Source organism: Streptomonospora nanhaiensis (genome assembly GCF_026642255.1).
In the GTDB taxonomy this organism is placed as follows: domain Bacteria; phylum Actinomycetota; class Actinomycetes; order Streptosporangiales; family Streptosporangiaceae; genus Nocardiopsis; species Nocardiopsis tropica.
On sequence record NZ_CP113264.1, the window covers coordinates 2,661,161 to 2,674,995 of the forward strand.

Genomic DNA, 13,835 nt, shown 5'->3' on the forward strand with positions numbered 1-13,835 from the left:
GGCTACCCGGGGTCCACCACGACCAGCTCCGGGTGGACGCGCTCCGGATCGTCCAGGAGGGGCTGGTCGCCCCCGCGCAGGTGGTGGTCGAAGAACGCCAGGCCGTAGGCGCGCACGAGGTCCAGGCCGTGTCCGACCGGGATGTCGCCGTACAGGTTGCGCCACTCCTCGGGCGGATACATGTCACGGAGCCCCAGCTGCTCGGTGACCAGCCCCTGGTCGATGCCGTTGGAGTGCCCGGAGCCGGTGACCCTGATCCACTGGCGCCACCCCGTCAGGCGCGGCCACATCTCCTCGTGGCCCTCCCAGGCGATGCCCCGGTCGTTCCCGAGCAGGGCCAGGGGCTTGTCCAGGTCCTCCTCCAGCGCCGTGGCGTAGTAGGGGCCGTCCAGGTTGATCCCGGCGTCGACCCTCTCCTCCAGGCGCAGGGTCTCGGCGGTGGCCGAGCCGCCCCAGGAGTGCCCCGCCATCCCGATCCGGGAGGCGTCGATCACGTGCGACCACCGCCAGGCCGGGTCGGGGCCGGTGAGCCGGTCCAGGAGGAAGGAGACGTCCCCGGCGCGGTTGACCGCGCCCCGGGCCCACTCCCCGCTGCCGCACCCGGCGCACCCGGTCACCAGCCCGTGGGGGTACTCGACGGGCGCGGACTCGTGGGCGTGGTCGACGGCGGCCACGACGAACCCGTGGCTGGCCAGCTCCTCGGCGAGGGAGGAGAACCAGATCCTGTTGTGCCCCGCGCCGGGGGACAGGACGACCAGGGGCAGGCCGTCCCCGGTGCGGGCGGGGGCGACGTCGAGACGGGAGTGGGTGCGCACCCGGTGCAGGGTGTCCGCGGGCAGGCCGGTCACCCCGCGCGCCTCGAGCGTCGCCGCCGACTCGGCCTCGGTCATGTAGGGCGCGCGCCGTCCCGCGTCCGACCGGGCCGGGTACCACAGGGTCGCCATCAGCTCGCGGGGACCGCCGACCCACATGTCCTCGCGGCCCTCGTCCACCAGGTGCAGGGTCGTGCGGCCGACCGGGCGTTCCCCGGTGGGGGCCGGGAGGGAGGCGCGCGGAACTTCCACCGGGGCGGGTGGGGCCGCCGGGCCCGCCAGCGCGCCCGCAGGCGAGGCCAGCACCAGGGCCGCGGCGAGCACGGCCCCGGTGCGGAGGCGGGAGGGGGCTTGCCGGCGCCGCGTGCGGGCGGCGCGGGGGAGGGGGTCGGCGTTGCGTCGTACGTGGGGCATGCGCGTCCCGTCGTTCGGTGGGGTCGTGTCGCCTCCGACCCTAGGAAGCCCCGGTCCGCCGGACCATACGGCGGGCCGTCCCCTCTCCCGGGGGCCCGCACGACCGGTGGGGGTGGGGCCGGCCCCACCCCCACCGGTCGTCCGGGGTCAGGGCGCGGCCTCGACCAGCAGCACCTCCAGGGTGCGCGGGCCGTGCACCCCCTCCACCCTGTTGAGCTCGATGTCGCTCGTGGCCGAGGGGCCGCTGATCCACGTGAGCGGCCGGGCCGGGTCCAGCAGCCGCACGGCCTGCGGGACGCCGTCCACCACCTGCTCGGCGCGCACCACGCACAGGTGGTAGTCGGGCACCAGGGTGATCGCGCGCCGCCCCTGGTCGGGACTCCCGTCCAGGACGATGGTGCCGGTCTCCGCGATCGCCACGGAGCACCCCGTGACCACGCCGTCCACCCCGTTCAGGTCCCCCACGGACAGGGGCTCCTCCCGGGAGTCGGGCAGCCGCTCGGCCGCGGCCCCGTCGAACCACGCGTCCGGCACCCCCGGAGGGGCCACCACCCGCTGCGCTCCGCGCCGGTCCAGGGCCGCCGCCACCTCCGCCGCCACCCGGTCGGCGGGGACCCGGCGCACCTGCGCCTTGTAGTCGCGCAACCGGTCCTCGAACACGTCCAGGGTCGGGCCCGCGGCGTGGCTGTCCGCGAAGCCGCGCCCCGGCGCCCGCACCGCGGGCTCGTCGGAGGGCACGTCGGCGAGCGCCGCCCTGACCCGGCCGAGGATCCGCTCCCTGCTGCTCGGAACGGGGCCCCGCGGCCCGCCTCCGGCGGCCCCTCCCCGTCCCGGGGTCCGTCCCGTCCGCGATGCGCTCACCGCTGCCCCTTCCCACGCTTGTTCCACCACGAGCGGAAGGACTCCGCGGGGACGTCCGGGACGTCCCGGGTGTCCGTCCACTCCCCGGCCGTGCCGGGCAGGTGCCCCGGCACCAGGTTGCGGCCCAGCCCCGCCGCGCGCTGGGCGGCCCCCAGGGCGCGCGAGGACGAGAAGACCGCCTCGGCGCCCGCCATCAACGCCTTCTCCCCCAGGTGTCCCCTGCCCGCGGAGACCTCCTCGCGCAGGTGCACCAGCACCTCCGGGATGTCGATCGCCACCGGGCAGACCTCGTAGCAGGCGCCGCACAGCGACGACGCGTACGGCAGCGCCTCGTCCACCGCCGAGGACATCCCGCGCAGCTGCGGCGTGAGGATCGCGCCGATCGGTCCCGGGTACACCGACCCGTAGGCGTGGCCCCCCGTGCGCTCGTACACCGGGCAGGTGTTCAGGCACGCGGAGCAGCGGATGCAGCGCAGGGCCTGGCGGCCCACCGTGTCGGCCAGCACGTCCGTGCGGCCGTTGTCCAGCAGCACCAGGTGGAACTCCTGTGGGCCGTCGCCCGGGGTCACCCCGGTCCAGGTCGAGGTGTAGGGGTTCATCCGCTCGCCGGTGGACGAGCGCGGCAGGAGCTGCATGAACACCTCCAGGTCCGACCAGGTCGGCACGATCTTCTCGATGCCCACCACGGAGATGAGGGTCTGGGGGAGGGTCAGGCACATGCGCCCGTTGCCCTCCGACTCCAGCACCACCAGCGTCCCGGAGTCGGCCACCGCGAAGTTGGCGCCCGAGATCGCGGTCCTGGTGCGCAGGAAGCGCTCGCGCAGGTGCAGCCGGGCCGCCTCCGCCAGGGCGCGGGGGTCGTCGGTCAGCCCCGGCGGGGCCGGGGTCCCCCACTCCGCCATCTGGTCCAGGAAGATCTCCCGGATCTGGGCGCGTCCCAGGTGGATGGCGGGCACCAGGATGTGCGACGGGAGGTCGTCGCCCAGCTGCACGATCAGCTCCGCGAGGTCCGTCTCGTAGGCGGTGATCCCCGCCTCGGCCAGCGCGTTGTTGAGCTCGATCTCCTGGGTGGCCATCGACTTGACCTTGACCACGTCCGTCTCGCCGGTGGCCTTCACCAGCCGGGTGACGATCGCGTTGGCCTCCTCGGCGTCGGCGGCCCAGTGCACCCGGCCGCCCGCGCGGGTCACCGACTCCTCCAACTGCTCCAGGTAGCGGTCCAGGTGGCGGAGCGTGTGCTCCTTGACCGCCGCCCCCTCCGCGCGCAGCAGCTGCCAGTCGTCGTTCAGCTCGCCGACCACGGACGCGCGCTTGTCGCGGATCGTGTGCGTCGCCCTGCGCAGGTTGTGGCGGGTCCGGGAGTCGTCGACGGCCGCCCTCGCGGCCTCGGGGAAGGGCGGTATGCCCAGGAACGTGGCGCTCATCGGGTGACGGCCTCCTTCGCGGCGGGTGCGTCGTCGGGGGCGGGCCCGGCCGAGCCGCCCTTCTCGGTACTGGCCAGGATCTCGGCGATGTGCGCCACCCGCATGCCCGACCGCTGCCGGGACAGGATGCCGCCGATGTGCATCAGGCAGGAGTTGTCCACCGCGCACAGGACCTCGGCGCCGGTCTCGACGGCGTGCCGTGCCTTGTCCGCGCCCATGGCGGAGGAGACGTCGCCGTTCTTGACCGCGAACGTGCCGCCGAAGCCGCAGCACTCGGTGGCGCCCTCCAGCTCCACCAGCTCCAGGCCGCGCACGGCGCGCAGGAGCCGGTAGGGGCGGTCGCCCAGGCCGAGCATGCGCAGCCCGTGGCAGGTCGGGTGGTAGGCGACCTTGTGCGGGTAGTAGGCGCCCACGTCGGTCACCCCGAGCACGTCCACCAGGAACTCGGTGAGGTCGTACACGCGCGGGGCGAGGCCGGCCACCTTGCGGGACAGGCGGCTGCCGCCCGCGCCCAGGCGCGGGTAGTTGTCGCGGATCATCGCCGCGCAGGAGCCGGAGGGGACGACGACGGCGTCGGCGCCCTCGAAGGTCTTGACGAAGCGCACGGCCAGCCGTGTCGCCGGTCTGCGGTACCCCGTGTTGTAGTGCATCTGGCCGCAGCACGTCTGGTCCTCCGGGAAGACGACCTCGTGGCCCAGCCGCTCCAGGAGCCGCACCACCGCCCGTCCGGTGTCGGGGAAGAGTGTGTCGTTGACACAGGTGATGAAGAGTGCGATCCGCATGGGCCTCCCTCGAGCCGCCCTCCAGGGGTCGGCGTCCCGCTCGCCACGAGCCTTCCAGTGGTCCGACCACTTTTGCACACCGGAGGAAGTGCGGCAAGAACAGGGGGGTTTATCGGTGTTGAGGGAGAGTCTCAGGCAGGATTGGTACGATCACTTTTCGGTGGTGTGGCCCGGGACACGTGTCGGAGCCGGGCGGATCCGTTCCGGGCCACCGGTGCTTCCCGGGCCCCGCCGGTCCGGCCGGGCGGTCCCGGCGGGTTTGCTCGCCGGCGGGCCCGCTCCCGGCGGGGAGGGGCCCGCCCCCGCCGGGAGCGGCGTACGGGTACCCCGGTCCGCCGGAGGAGCCGGTGCGCGGACCTGCCGGGCCACGGGTGCGGACCGCGGCGCGTACGGGCTACACCAGCTCCGGGACCACGGCGTACACGGTCGGGTCGGTGTGGCCCCCGGCGGTCAGGGCGTCGTGGCGCAGGATGCACGTCCCGCAGGTGCCGCAGTGCGAGGGGCCGGCGGAGTAGCACGACCACGTCAGCTCGTACGGCACCCCCAGGCTCCGGCCGATCTTCCCGATGCCCGCCTTGCTCGTGCGGGAGAAGGGGGTGTGGACGGTGACGGTGCCGCTGGTGGACAGCAGCGCGGCCGTGTTGACCGCGGCGATGAACTCCGGCCTGGTGTCGGGGTAGACGTCGTGGTCGTCGGCGTGGACCGCGGTGACGACGCGGTCGTGCCCCAGGGTCTGCGCGATGCCCAGGGCCGCGAAGACGAACGTGCCGTTCCTGGACGGCACCACGGTGACGCCGGTGGAGTCGGCGCCGCCGTCCCCGTACACGCCGTTGGAGTAGGGGCCGCTCGGCACGTCGATGGTGGGGTCGGTGAAGGAGGAGCGGAGCTTGGCCCCCCAGGAGGAGAGGTCGATGAAGTGGTAGTCCACGCCGTAGTGCTCGGCCAGGCTCCTCGCCGACTGGATCTCGGCCGCGTTGCGCTGGGAGTAGTTGATGTTGAGGACCGCGCCGGCGCGTCCCTCCTGGGCGGAGAGGGCCAGGGCGGTGGCGGAGTCCATGCCGCCGGACAGCAGTACCAGGTCGCTCATTGCAGATCTCCCTTTCGGTTGCCTTCGTCGGTGCGGGTTCAACGGTGAGAGGGGGAGTCCCGTGGGGCCGCCCCGGCACTCCTCGTGCGGGGCCTCGGTGGTGTGCCGCCCGGCTCTGTCCGCCGCCCGGGGTCGGGCGGACGGAGGGCACGGGGCCGGCGTCCGGCACAAGGGGCCGGCCCGGTGGCGGCGGGGGAGCCCGCGGACGCCTGCCGCGGGGGTCGGCGGGCAGGCGGTCGGGTCGGACACGGTGTGTCACCACCTGTGGCGACGGGCGGGCTCGGGGCTCGGGGGCAGGTGGACCGGGGCCGTGTCAGGACGGCAGGACCGTCTCCCGGTGCGGGGTCCGCAGGAGGGAGCCGGCCCACGTTCTCGATGCGGGCCTGCGCGGGCCCGCCGTGGGACCGTCGCCGCTCGCGTCCGGGCGGTGGGCCGGGCCATGGGTGCGCCGGGCCGCATCATCGGCGGCACGAGCGGCGGGCACCCGGCACAGGTGAGGGATCACGGTCGGCTCCAAGCATCCTTGGCGACACTGCTCCCAGTTGAGCAGATCCGGATCCGTCGTGTGAGGGGTTTCGCGGAACCCGGTTCGCACGTCGCGGGGGAGTCCGCCGGATGTACCGCGTCGCTGGACGGGTCCCCGGCCGTCGTTCCAGGAGAGCCCGTCCCGGCGCCCACGGCGGCGCCCCGCGGCCCGGCGCCCGAGGTTCGCCCCGGCGGAGAGCACGGTATCCCCCAGGGCCCCGGCCGCGACAGGACTTGCTGCTCCATTCCGACGAGCGCCGAATGGTCGGACCACTCTGTCGTGAGGAGAAGCAAGTCGAGGAAATAAGCTGGTTTTTCGGCGGAGAGCAATGATGTATCAGAAAATTGGTATGATGAATCGCCCGTCAAAGGGAACGGTGCGGCAGCCTCTCGGAGTCCGGACCGGACACGGACGCCGCCCGGAACACAGCGAGGGGCGCCCCGCGAGGGCGGTGCGCCACGGCCCGACGACTTGGAGAGATCCGTGCCCCACGATCCCGGCGGAGAGCGCACGCCCGTCACCCAGAGGGCCGTCGAGCGGATCAAGGCGATGATCGCGGGGGGCGAGGTCGGCCCCGGCGAGCGCCTGCCCACCGAACGCGACCTGGCGGTCCAGCTCGGGGTCTCCCGCAGTTCCATGCGCGAGGCCATCCGCGCCCTCACCACGCTCGGTGTCCTGGAGGCCCGCCACGGGGCGGGCGTCTACGTCACGGCGCTGCGCCCCGCGGACCTGCTGGAGACCTTCTCGGTGCTCGCCGAGGTGTCCCAGGGGCAGACCCTCCTGGAGGTCCTCCAGGTGCGCCGGATGCTCGAACCCGCCGCCACGGCCCTGGCGGCGGCGCGGGCCGACGCGCGCGACCTGGAACGCATCGGCGCGCTGCTGGAGCGCATGGACGGCTCCGACGCCATGGACTGCGCGGGGGCTCCGGGGGGCGCGGCGCCGGAGGGCGGCACACGCCCCCGCCGGGAGTCCCCCGACGGGGGCGTGCTCGACACGGCCGGCGCGGACCTCGGCTTCCACCAGGCCATCGTGGCCAGCACCGGCAACGCCACGCTGGCGGCGATCGGGGAGGGCCTGTCCTCCCGCACCTTCAACGCCCGCGTGTGGGCCGGGCACCGTGAGGCCGGTCTGAGCGCCGCGCTCCACGAGGACCACGAGCGCATCCACGAGGCCCTGGTCGCGCGCGACCCCGACGCGGCCAGGGCCGCCGCGACCGTGCACGTCCTGCGGGTGGAGCGCTGGCTCCGGGCCGACCTCGCGCAGGGGGACGGGGCCGGAACCCGAACGCGGGCGCCGGGACGGTGAGGGGACCACCGCCGGCGCCGGGGGCTCAGCCGTCCCCGTCGCGGATCCCGTCCGCGAACTCCTCCGCCCCGAGCACGCGCGTCAGGTCCTCCCCGTCCGGCGCCCGGTCCTGCTCCTCCGCCGGTTCGGGGGCCTGCTCGGGGACCTCCTGGCGCAGTTCCGCGCCGATGCCGAGGGCGTCGTGGTCCTCGAGCTCCTCGATCCGGAGGCCGTGCGGGTGGTCCGACAGGTACTCGGCCACCGCCGTGTCCTGGTCCGCCGCGCCCACGTCCATGTCCGCGTCCACGTCGTCGATGTCGCTCTCGTGTCCGGGCGCGGGGTCGAAGGGCCCCACGCCGGACCCGTCGGGTCGTCCTGTCACCGGCCTCCCCCTCGCTCTCGTGGTCCCTACCCCTGATCATGCCTGGTCAGGGCAGGGGATGCCAGAGGGGCGTGCGGACCGGGGACCCGGCGGGGACGAAGCGGTCACCAGGGCCGGAACGCCGCGTGGTCACGGACGGTAGGATTTGGCGCTGTTGTCCGAGATGACGAACGGAGTCCCCTCTCCCGTGACCGTGCGCGACCGGGTCCGAACGATCGTCGACGCCTCCTGGTTCCAGGCGAGTGTCGTCACCCTCATCCTGATCAACGCCGTCATCCTCGGCGTGGAGACCTCCCCCCGGGCGATGGCGGCCCACGGCGAACTCCTCCGCGGTATCGACATCGTGATCCTCGCCCTGTTCGTCCTCGAACTGGGGCTGCGGGTCTACGCCCACCGGGCGGAGTTCTTCCGCGACCCCTGGAGCTGGTTCGACATGGTGATCGTCGGGATCGCCCTGCTGCCCACCTCCGGGCCGTTCTCCGTGCTCCGGGTGCTGCGCGTCCTCAGGGTGCTGCGGCTGCTCTCGGTGATCCCGTCCCTGCGGCACGTCGTGTCCGGCCTGTTCCGGGCCCTGCCCGGCATGATGTCCATCCTCTTCCTGGTGATGCTGCTGCTCTACGTGTCGGCGGTCATGGCCACGCGGCTCTTCGCGGACGACTCCCCGGAGTACTTCCGGGACCTCCCCACCTCGCTGTTCACCCTCTTCCAGATCGCCACCGCCGACGGCTGGGGCACCATCGCCAAGGACGTGATGGAGCACACGCCGATGGCCTGGGTGTTCTTCGTGGTCTTCGTCCTGGTGTCCACCCTCGTCGCCCTGAACCTGTTCATCGCCGTCGCCGTGGAGGCGCTGGAGAAGGACGACGGCGAGGAGAGCGGGGACGGCCCCGGGGACGGGCGGGGCGGCCGCGCGGTGCCCGACCCGGACGACGGCGGCCCCGACCCGGGACACGCGATGATCATGGCGGAGCTCCGGACGCTGCGCGCCGAGGTGGCCGAGCTGCGCCGGGAGCGCCAGGAGGTGTGACCGCCCGCGGGGGCCGGTCCCCGCGGCGCGCCGTCTTCCGGCCGGGGCTGTGGAAAGCCCCGGAAGCGGTGGTGTTCGTGGCAGGCTAGGGCTGTGCGCCGGACGCCTTCGGACGGTTCGGCGGCACAGCCGCACGGTGGGGGCGGCACGCGGACCCGGCATCCGTGCGCCGCCGCCCGCACCTGACCGCACGGACGACGAGGAGCGACCGGATGTCTGCCAGCACACCCCTCCCTCGCACCGGGGACACCGGAGAGGGGGCCGCCCCGGGCCTCCCCCTGGACCGCAGGGGGGAGTGGACCGCGCTGGGAGAGCACCGCGCGCGGCTCGGCCCCGCCCACCTGCGCGAGCTGTTCGCCGACGACCCCTCCCGGGCCGGGAGGTACACGCTCGACGTCGGCGACCTGCACGTCGACTACTCCAAGAACCTGGTCACCGACGAGACCCTCGGCCTCCTCGGCGCACTGGCCGCCGCCACCGGCGTCGCCGACCTGCGCGACGCCATGCTGCGCGGCGACCACATCAACGTCACCGAGGGCCGCGCCGTCCTGCACACGGCCCTGCGCGCGCCCCGCGGGGCGGTCATCGAGGACGACGGCCACGACGTGGTGCCGGAGGTGCACCGGGTCCTGGAGCGCATGGGCGCCTTCGCCGACCGCGTCCGCTCGCGCGAGTGGCGCGGCCACACCGGCCTGCCCGTGCGCCGGATCGTCAACATCGGCATCGGCGGCTCGGACCTGGGCCCCGCCATGGCCTACGAGGCGCTGCGCCCCTACACCGACCGGGGCCTGGAGTTCCGGTTCGTGTCCAACGTGGACGGCACCGACCTGCACGAGGCGCTGATCGACGCGGACCCGGCCACCACGCTGTTCGTGGTCGCGTCCAAGACCTTCACCACCGTCGAGACCATCGCCAACGCCACCGCGGCGCGCGGCTGGCTGCTGGACGGGCTGGGGGAGAAGCCCGGCGGGGACGCCATCGCCAAGCACTTCGTCGCGGTGTCCACCAACACCCCCGCGGTCGAGGCCTTCGGCATCGACACACGCAACATGTTCGAGTTCTGGGACTGGGTGGGGGGCCGCTACTCCTACGACTCGGCCATCGGCCTGTCCCTGATGGTGGCCCTGGGGCGCGAGCGGTTCCAGGAGATGCTCGCCGGGTTCCACCTGATGGACACCCACTTCGCGACCGCCCCGGTGGAGCGCAACCTGCCGTTCCTGCTCGGGCTGCTGGGCGTCTGGTACGGCGGCTTCCACGACGCGCAGAGCCACGCGGTCCTGCCCTACAGCCACCACATGTCGAAGTTCACCGCCTACCTCCAGCAGCTCGACATGGAGTCCAACGGCAAGTCCGTGCAGCGGGACGGGCGCCCCGTCGCCTGGCAGACCGGCCCCGTCGTGTGGGGCACCCCCGGCACCAACGGCCAGCACGCCTACTTCCAGCTCCTGCACCAGGGGACCCGGTTCGTGCCGGCGGACCTCATCGGCTTCGCCAACCCGGCCCCCGACCTGCCCGAGTCCCTGGTGCCCCAGCACGACCTGCTCATGGCCAACCTGTTCGCGCAGGGGCAGGCGCTGGCCTTCGGCAGGACGGCCGAGGAGGTCGCCGAGGAGGGCGTCGCCGCGGAGCTGGTCCCGCACCGCACCTTCGAGGGCAACCGCCCCACCACGACGATCCTGGCCGACCGGCTCAGCCCGTCCGTCCTGGGCCAGCTCGTCGCCCTCTACGAGCACAAGGTGTTCGTGCAGGGGGCGGTCTGGAACATCAACTCCTTCGACCAGTGGGGCGTGCAGCTCGGCAAGGTCCTGGCCAAGCGGGTCGAACCCGCGTTGAGCGAGGGCGCCGACGTGACCGGCCTCGACGCCTCCACCGCGTCCCTGGTGGAGCGCTACCGGTCCCTGCGCGGCAGGTAGGGCCAGGGGAGCGGATCCCGTCTCCGCCTGCGGGAGGGCCCCATCCCTCCCGCAGGCGGAGACGGGGCCGCGCCGCGCCGGAAAACCCTTTGCGCGTTCCGCGCCGGTCCGGTTAGCCTGGCGGGGACATGCTGAACTGACATCGAGACCGATCCGCCGCGTGCGCGGGGCTCGCCCGTCCAGGGCTCGAGCCCGCTGTCCCGCACGGCGGACCCACGTTCCCTGTTTCCCGTTCGCGGCGTCCCCCGGACCCGCGGACCCGTGGTGCGGTCTCGATGTCGGCGACGGACCCCTGTCCGTCGTCCCGGGCCGCTCCACGGATCCGCCTTCGAGGCGCACCGGGAGGGGACGGCACCGGTCAGGCGTCGAGGCCCGCCCCCAGACGAAGGGCGGTCCCACTCCGTGACCCGTGAATCCACATCCGCACCGGCCGCGTCGGCGAAGACCCCGCGGCCGCCCCTCCCGGCGGCTCCCGGCACGGGCGGTCCACCGCTGCTGCGCGCCCGCGACCTGGCCCGCGTCTACGGCGACCGCGTGGTGCTCGACGGTGTCGGCCTCGACGCCGCCCCGGGCCAGAGGCTGGGGCTCGTGGGCGAGAACGGCGCGGGCAAGTCCACCCTGCTGCGCCTGCTGTCGGGGGAGGAGGAGCCCGACGCCGGCAGGGTGGAACGGCCCGACGACACCGGGTTCCTGTACCAGGAACTTCCCTATGGGCCGGAGACGACACTGGCCCAGGTCCTGGAGGAGGCCCTGGCGCCCGCCAGGCGTGTGGAGCGGCGGCTCACGGAGACCGCGGCCGCCCTCGACGGCGCCCCCGAGGACGCGGGGCTGCTGGCGGCGTACGCGGAGGCGCTGGCCGACGCCGAGCGCGGGGAGGTGTGGGACGCCGACCGCCGCGCGGAACTGGTGGTGGCCGGGCTCGGACTGGACGGGGTCTCCCCGGGCCGTCCGGTGGGACGGCTGTCGGGCGGTCAGCGAGGCCGCCTGGGCCTGGCCGCGCTGCTGGTCCGCCGTCCGCGCGCCCTGCTGCTGGACGAGCCGACCAACCACCTGGACGACCGGGCGCTGGAGTTCCTGGAGGGGTACCTGAGAGGGCTGCCGGGGGTGGTGGTGCTGGCCAGCCACGACCGGGTGTTCCTGGACGCGGTCTGCACGGGTCTGCTGGACCTGGACCCGGCCGTGGAGGGGCCCGTGTACTACGGCGGCGCGTACTCGTTCTACCTGGAGGAGAAGAGGGTGGAGCGGGAGCGCTGGGAGCAGCGCTACCAGCGGGAGCAGAACGACCTGAAGGGGCTGCGCGAGGCGGTGCGCACCACGTCGCGGCAGGTCGCGCCGGACCGGGCGCCCCGGGACAACGCCAAGATGGCGTACGACTACTCGGGCGGGCGCGTGGACAAGCAGGTGTCGCGCCGCGTGCGCAACGCGCGGGGGCGCCTGGAGGACCTGGAGCGCGACCAGGTGCGCAGGCCGCCGAGGCCGCTGGTGTTCGGCGCCGCACTGACCCGTGACCCCGGGGAGGCCGGCGGGAACGCGATCACGCTGCGGAACGCGGTGGTGCCGGGGCGGTTGCGCCTGGACCGCCTGGACGTGCCTTCGGACGGCCGGCTCCTGGTGACGGGCCCGAACGGGGCAGGCAAGTCCACACTGCTGTACGTCCTGGGGCGCCGGCTGCGGCCGGAGTCCGGTGAGGTGCTGTGGCGGAGGGGCGTGTCGGTGGCGCTGCTGGAGCAGGACGTGGTGTTCCGCGACCCGCAGCGGACCCCGCGCGGGCTCTACGACGGGTTGAACGCGTCGCTGCCCGACGCTCCGCGCCTGACGGACCTGGGCCTGGTGGCGCCGCGCGACCTGGACCGGCCGGTGGGGGAGCTGAGCGTGGGGCAGCGCCGACGGCTCGCGCTCGCGATGCTGGTCGGCCACTCCCCGGACGTGCTGCTGCTGGACGAGCCGACCAACCACCTGTCGCTGTCCCTGGCGGAGGAGCTGGAGGAGGCGCTGGGCACGGCGCCGGGGGCCGTGGTGGTGGCCTCGCACGACCGCTGGCTGCGCCGCAACTGGTCCTGGGACGAGTTGCGGCTGGTCGACGGCGGAGCCGCGGGGGCGGAGGCCGGGTTCTAGGTCCGGGCCGCGCACGTCGCCGGTGTGGTGGGAGGGGGTTCCCGTCGGAACCCTCCCCGCCACCGCCGTGGTGGGCCGGTGGAACGTGTACTTCTGGGCGGCTTCGACGCCCGAACGCGCTGGAGGTACGAGAAAGCGGCGGAGGAAGCGACCGGCGCGAAACAGGAAAAATGGACGAATCTACGACATAAAGGTGAGAGGTTTCGAGCCTGACAAAGGTGGCTCGAACACAAGCAGTTCCGCTCCTCTCCGGGTTCACCGCCCCGGCCGGCGGGGGCACACCACGGTGTGGCCCGCCCACAGCGGCCCTCCGGTGCGGTCGAGCACCTCGCGGACGACTCGGTGCGCCCGATCCGGCTCGCCCATGGCCCGCACGACCCGGTCGGCCAGGCCGGGGTCCAGGTCGCGGAGCTCGCGCAGCAGCCACTTGCCGGATCCCTGCCAGTGGCGCGCGGCGGCCAGGGCCAGCCGTGAGGCCTCGGTCAGCGCCCGCCAGGCGACGAAGGCCCTCTCCCCGGGGTCGGTCGCCCCGGAGAGGTCGTCGAGCAGGTCGGTGAGGACGAAGCGGTGCTCGTCGAGTTCCGCCGGGGACAGGGGCGCGGGACCGGCCGCCAGCCGGGCCCGCATCCGCTCCCGGAACCCGGCGCCGAGGCCGCCCGTGTCGGTCACCACCACCCCCTCCGCGAGCAGGCGCGGGATCCCCGGCCAGCGCCGGGCCAGGTTGTCCTCGCAGTAGGCGGCCAGGGTCTGCGGGTCGTGGACCAGGACCTCGACCGGCCAGCCGAGCCAGTGCAGGGAGCTGCGGTAGGGGGCGGGCCTGGGCGGGGTCACCACGACCACGTCCAGGTCGGAGGTCGGGGTGAGGCGCCCGGCGGCCGAGCTGCCGCCGAGGACCACCGCCAGGGCCTCGGGGAACAGGCGGCGGGAGAGGTCGATGACCGTGGGGACGGGGGCCGGCCGTTCTCTGCTCATTCCGTGGTCCTACCGCACCGGAGGCCGGTCCACGCGCGGGCCGGGCGGGTGTGGAGGACTTCTGCGTTCCCCAGTGCCCGGGGCGAGCCCCGGGTGGGCGGCCGGGGACACGCTGCTGCGCCTGCGTTCCCCCCGGGTGGACCGGTGCCCCGATTTATTACGGTTTGTTGCCTTCTGTTCCGCGCTGGACATGCCGGTCGGCGACCGGCGCGGACGCTGGAAACGCCCATGTCAGT

General features: G+C 74.1%; 11 protein-coding genes. 4 read left to right on the forward strand and 7 right to left on the reverse strand.

Features of this window, described 5'->3' with window-relative positions:
- Positions 1–2 precede the first annotated feature (2 nt).
- The 5 genes from OUQ99_RS11400 to OUQ99_RS11420 form a co-directional block, all read right to left on the reverse strand.
- Positions 3–1,226, reverse strand: a complete 1,224-nt coding sequence (locus tag OUQ99_RS11400) for an alpha/beta hydrolase family protein (protein WP_267949411.1) — start codon at positions 1,224–1,226, stop codon at positions 3–5.
- A gap of 147 nt (positions 1,227–1,373) precedes the next feature.
- A complete protein-coding gene (locus OUQ99_RS11405; RefSeq protein WP_267950340.1) occupies positions 1,374–1,997 on the reverse strand; it encodes a LutC/YkgG family protein in 624 nt (207 codons plus the stop codon).
- Positions 1,998–2,083: 86 nt separating this feature from the next.
- Positions 2,084–3,511 (reverse strand): lactate utilization protein B, encoded by a 1,428-nt coding sequence (locus OUQ99_RS11410; protein WP_267949412.1) that lies wholly within the window; start codon positions 3,509–3,511, stop codon positions 2,084–2,086.
- Positions 3,508–4,293: a (Fe-S)-binding protein gene (locus OUQ99_RS11415; RefSeq protein WP_267949413.1), complete on the reverse strand. Its 786-nt coding sequence runs from the start codon at positions 4,291–4,293 to the stop codon at positions 3,508–3,510. The genes OUQ99_RS11410 and OUQ99_RS11415 overlap by 4 nt, the downstream gene beginning before the upstream one ends.
- A 394-nt stretch (positions 4,294–4,687) precedes the next feature.
- The gene (locus OUQ99_RS11420; protein WP_267949414.1) at positions 4,688–5,380 is read right to left on the reverse strand and encodes a 7-cyano-7-deazaguanine synthase; all 693 of its coding nucleotides are present in this window, start codon (positions 5,378–5,380) and stop codon (positions 4,688–4,690) included.
- Positions 5,381–6,455: 1,075 nt separating this feature from the next.
- Between OUQ99_RS11420 and OUQ99_RS11425 the strand changes: the two genes are divergently transcribed.
- A complete protein-coding gene (locus tag OUQ99_RS11425) occupies positions 6,456–7,211 on the forward strand; it encodes a FadR/GntR family transcriptional regulator (protein WP_267950341.1) in 756 nt (251 codons plus the stop codon).
- 25 nt (positions 7,212–7,236) lie between these two features.
- On the opposite strand, the gene OUQ99_RS11430 is transcribed toward OUQ99_RS11425, so the two are convergent.
- Positions 7,237–7,485 (reverse strand): hypothetical protein, encoded by a 249-nt coding sequence (locus OUQ99_RS11430; protein WP_267950342.1) that lies wholly within the window; start codon positions 7,483–7,485, stop codon positions 7,237–7,239.
- Positions 7,486–7,759: 274 nt separating this feature from the next.
- Here OUQ99_RS11430 and OUQ99_RS11435 point away from each other — a divergent pair, with 274 nt between their 5' ends.
- The 3 genes from OUQ99_RS11435 (at position 7,760) to OUQ99_RS11445 (ending at position 12,627) form a co-directional block, all read left to right on the forward strand.
- Positions 7,760–8,599, forward strand: a complete 840-nt coding sequence (locus tag OUQ99_RS11435; RefSeq protein ID WP_267950343.1) for an ion transporter — start codon at positions 7,760–7,762, stop codon at positions 8,597–8,599.
- 212 nt (positions 8,600–8,811) lie between these two features.
- A complete protein-coding gene (gene pgi, locus OUQ99_RS11440; protein ID WP_267949415.1) occupies positions 8,812–10,512 on the forward strand; it encodes a glucose-6-phosphate isomerase in 1,701 nt (566 codons plus the stop codon).
- 492 nt (positions 10,513–11,004) lie between these two features.
- Positions 11,005–12,627 (forward strand): ABC-F family ATP-binding cassette domain-containing protein, encoded by a 1,623-nt coding sequence (locus OUQ99_RS11445; protein ID WP_267950344.1) that lies wholly within the window; start codon positions 11,005–11,007, stop codon positions 12,625–12,627.
- 255 nt (positions 12,628–12,882) lie between these two features.
- On the opposite strand, the gene OUQ99_RS11450 is transcribed toward OUQ99_RS11445, so the two are convergent.
- Positions 12,883–13,599 (reverse strand): nucleotidyltransferase domain-containing protein, encoded by a 717-nt coding sequence (locus tag OUQ99_RS11450; protein WP_267949416.1) that lies wholly within the window; start codon positions 13,597–13,599, stop codon positions 12,883–12,885.
- Positions 13,600–13,835: the final 236 nt, after the last annotated feature.

What these genes read in the sequence shown, in the direction of transcription:
- OUQ99_RS11400 (WP_267949411.1), bottom strand. Translation starts at nt 1,226, where the DNA reads ATGCCCCACGTACGACGCAACGCCGACCCCCTCCCCCGCGCCGCCCGC.
- OUQ99_RS11410 (WP_267949412.1), bottom strand. Translation starts at nt 3,511, where the DNA reads ATGAGCGCCACGTTCCTGGGCATACCGCCCTTCCCCGAGGCCGCGAGG.
- OUQ99_RS11415 (WP_267949413.1), bottom strand. Translation starts at nt 4,293, where the DNA reads ATGCGGATCGCACTCTTCATCACCTGTGTCAACGACACACTCTTCCCC.
- OUQ99_RS11420 (WP_267949414.1), bottom strand. Translation starts at nt 5,380, where the DNA reads ATGAGCGACCTGGTACTGCTGTCCGGCGGCATGGACTCCGCCACCGCC.
- OUQ99_RS11425 (WP_267950341.1), top strand. Translation starts at nt 6,456, where the DNA reads ATGATCGCGGGGGGCGAGGTCGGCCCCGGCGAGCGCCTGCCCACCGAA.
- OUQ99_RS11430 (WP_267950342.1), bottom strand. Translation starts at nt 7,485, where the DNA reads ATGGACGTGGGCGCGGCGGACCAGGACACGGCGGTGGCCGAGTACCTG.
- pgi (WP_267949415.1), top strand. Translation starts at nt 8,812, where the DNA reads ATGTCTGCCAGCACACCCCTCCCTCGCACCGGGGACACCGGAGAGGGG.
- OUQ99_RS11450 (WP_267949416.1), bottom strand. Translation starts at nt 13,599, where the DNA reads ATGAGCAGAGAACGGCCGGCCCCCGTCCCCACGGTCATCGACCTCTCC.